At 36.5% G+C, this 3,367-nt stretch carries 5 protein-coding genes; 2 read left to right on the top strand and 3 right to left on the bottom strand.

Features of this window, described 5'->3' with window-relative positions:
* A partial coding sequence (locus MV589_RS09770) for a UDP-glucose 6-dehydrogenase family protein (protein ID WP_521966177.1) occupies positions 1–641 on the bottom strand: 641 nt, incomplete at its 3' end.
* A 131-nt stretch (positions 642–772) separates the two neighbouring features.
* Here MV589_RS09770 and dapA point away from each other — a divergent pair.
* Both dapA and MV589_RS09760 read left to right on the top strand, forming a co-directional pair.
* A complete protein-coding gene (gene dapA, locus MV589_RS09765) occupies positions 773–1,666 on the top strand; it encodes a 4-hydroxy-tetrahydrodipicolinate synthase (RefSeq protein ID WP_297434380.1) in 894 nt (297 codons plus the stop codon).
* Between the two features lies 1 nt (position 1,667).
* A complete protein-coding gene (locus MV589_RS09760) occupies positions 1,668–2,444 on the top strand; it encodes an enoyl-ACP reductase (RefSeq protein ID WP_297434378.1) in 777 nt (258 codons plus the stop codon).
* Positions 2,445–2,474: 30 nt separating this feature from the next.
* Here MV589_RS09760 and MV589_RS09755 read toward each other — a convergent pair whose 3' ends face one another.
* Positions 2,475–2,603: a hypothetical protein gene (locus MV589_RS09755; protein ID WP_297434376.1), complete on the bottom strand. Its 129-nt coding sequence runs from the start codon at positions 2,601–2,603 to the stop codon at positions 2,475–2,477.
* 79 nt (positions 2,604–2,682) lie between these two features.
* On the bottom strand, positions 2,683–3,367 hold a 685-nt coding region (locus MV589_RS09750), incomplete at its 5' end, for a class I SAM-dependent methyltransferase (RefSeq protein ID WP_297434374.1).

Here is a 3,367-nt window from a genome sequence, read left to right as displayed (position 1 = left end):
AGTTCATTGAAGTATGCTACGCGCATAGCAAGGTAAGTGTTTGAGAAGAGTTTTACAGCTTCTGCTTCAGTTGAATTTGTAAAGAGAATGTCTATGTTCTCTTTTTTTGCACCTTGTGCTAAGAGGTTTGCAAATGTTTTTGCTCTCTCACTTTTTTCACCTACTATAATTCTACTTGGGTAGAGATTGTCATAGAGTGCTTTTCCTTCTCTTAGAAACTCGGGAGAAAATATGATGTTGTTTGTGTTGAACTTTTCATTTATGCTTTTTGTGTAACCTACGGGTACAGTTGATTTTATGACCATTGTTGCGTTTGGGTTTATTTCAAGTACATCGGCTATGACATACTCTATACTTTTCGTATTAAAGTAGTTTGTCTCAGGGTCATAGTCTGTAGGTGTTGCGATGATGATAAAGTCAGCATCTTTGTACGCCTCTTCTTTATCTAATGTAGCTCTAAAGTTTAGATCATCTCTTTGGAGATACTCTTCTATCTCTTTATCTTCTATAGGAGATTGTTTTTTGTTAAGCATCTCTACTTTTTCGGGGATGATGTCTAAGGCTACTACCTCGTTGTTTTGAGAGAGTAAAATTCCGTTTGAGAGCCCTACGTAACCTGTTCCTGCTATTGCGATTTTCATTTTGTTTTTTCTCCTGAGTAATGATTAAAATTAAATTATATGTTCGTTATTATACATTATAAATCACTACATTAGCTCAATTTTAAAACTTTTAGCTATAATTGCGCTTATTATTTTAAAGGCTAAGCAAGATGAATTTAGTTACAGGTTCTTCAACCGCACTTATAACTCCATTTAAAAATGGAAAACTCGATGAGCAGACTTATGCTGCTTTAATACAACGCCAAATTAACAATGGTATGGATGCAGTATGTCCTGTGGGGACAACTGGTGAGAGTGCTACACTGACACATGATGAGCATAAACGCTGCATCGAAATAGCTGTAGAAGTATGTAAAAATACAAATACAAAAGTTCTTGCAGGTGCAGGAAGTAATGCCACTCATGAAGCCATTGAGATAGCAAAACATGCACAAAGCTGTGGTGTAGATGCTATTTTTTCTGTTTCACCATACTATAACAAACCTTCACAAGAGGGACTTTACCAACACTACAAAGCGATTGCTGAAGCTGTAAGTGAACTTCCATTTATGCTCTACAATGTTCCAGGTCGTACAGGCGTGGACATCTCAGCAGACACAACCATCCGTCTTTTTGATGATGTTAAAAATATCTATGGTGTCAAAGAGGCTACTGGAAGTTTAGAGCGTACAGTTGAACTTCTTTCTCGTCGTCCTGAGCTCAAAGTATTTTCTGGTGATGATGCCATTGACTACCCTATTTTGGCAAATGGTGGTGCAGGTGTTACTTCTGTTACTTCAAACTTGATGCCAGACCTAAAATCTGAACTTGTCAAAAAAGCTCTTAGCGGTGATTTTAAAGGGGCAAGAGAGATAAACAACAAACTCTACCCTCTCAACAAAGTAATGTTTTGCGAATCAAACCCTATTCCTGTAAAAGCAGCGATGTACATAGCAGGGCTCACTGAAACTTTAGAGTACAGACTTCCACTAGTAGCTCCAAGCAAAGAAAATATGAAAAAAATTGAAGAAGTAATGAAAAACTACGAGATAAAAGGATTATAATATGGCAGATATGAAAGGTAAAACTCTATTTATTAGTGGTGGAACACGTGGAATTGGTAAGGCGATTGTGTATGCTTTTGCAAAAGAGGGATGCGATGTTGCGTTTACTTATGCTTCAAGTGCAGATACTGCAAATGAAATCATTGCTGATATTGAGTCGAACTACAGTGTGAAATGCCATGCTTACAAACTTGACATCTTAGAGCCTACTACATATAAAGATGTTTACAAAGCATTTGATGAAGATTTTGATAGACTCGACTACTTCATCTCAAACGCAATCATCTCAGGACGTGCTGTTGTCGGTGGCTTTGGTCCATTTATGCGTTTGAAACCTCGCGGACTTAACAACATCTACACCGCAACAGTTGATGCCTTTGTTGTAGGTGCGCAAGAGGCTGCAAAACGTATGGAGAAAGTTGGTGGCGGTTCTATCATAAGCATGAGCTCTACTGGAAATCTTGTTTATACTCCAAACTATGCAGGACATGGCACAAATAAAGCAGCAGTAGAAGCAATGGTACGCTACGCTGCCGCTGAACTTGGTGAGAAAAATATTAGAGTAAATGCAGTAAGCGGTGGTCCAATCGACACTGACGCGCTTAAAGCATTCCCTAACTATGAAGAGGTAAAAGCTGAAGTAGTACGCCGTTCACCTCTCTCACGCATGGGTGTACCTGAAGATCTAACAGGTGCATGTAAATTTTTATGTTCTAACGAATCTTCTTGGCTAACAGGTCAAACAATCGTTGTTGATGGTGGCACTACTTTTCAGTAGCCGCACTTTTTTTAGCCAACTTTCGCAAGCTTAATGCTTGTGAAGTCTCTCTTGGCATATAGCCAATCTTTTCTCTAGTGTTTTAGCTTCTTGTTTTGTGATTATATGATGCACTAACGCATCTTCTACAGCTGATTTTGTAAGATAAGCATGTTTCATGATTTTTTCCTTATTTGTAATTTTTGATTACAAAATTATTGCACATATAAGATAATAGAAATTTAATAATAGGTTCAACTTATAAAAATACTACTAATCTCTTCTCTATATGTAACTTTTTAAAGTTATATGCTTTTTTAATATACTCAAATGTTTGTTGTGTGTATAAAAAAACATGCGTAGGGTCATTTTTATAATACCACGAAGCAAAGTCAATCTTCTCATCATAAATATCTGTCATAAGATAAAGCTTACCTCCCTCTTTTAACATATTTTTTAAAAGTGTAAACTCTTTTTTTGGATGGTAAAAATGCTCTATTACTTCACATGAGGCAATGTAATCATATTTTTTTTCTAAAAGTTGTGGATAATTATGAAAATAGGGATCGTAAGAAGCTATATCATACCCTACTTCTTGCAGAACTTTTGTAATAATTTGCGAAGTCCCTGCTCCAAAATCCAGACCTTTGGCTTCTGCTCTGAAATCTTTTATAATGTTGGAGGTAATTGGAGAAACAAACTTTCTGTATCCTTCATCCTCCGTGTCATCATCATGGAGTTCATAACGCTCTTTTTCACTCTTTGTATCAGGAAGTTGTTCATCAGATACAAAGATACCATGGCAATTTTGACACTTATAATAACGCTGTGTATCCTCGTAAAAAAAGTCAGATGGAGTTTCACATAGTGGGCATATTTTTTTCATAGCTAATCTTAGTCTATTAGCCTTTAATAAGCAATAAAAGGCTAAAATCTCATCACTA

The organism is Sulfurimonas sp. (genome assembly GCF_026991475.1).
Classification (GTDB): domain Bacteria; phylum Campylobacterota; class Campylobacteria; order Campylobacterales; family Sulfurimonadaceae; genus Sulfurimonas.
This window is presented reverse-complemented; position numbering and strand designations above follow the sequence as displayed.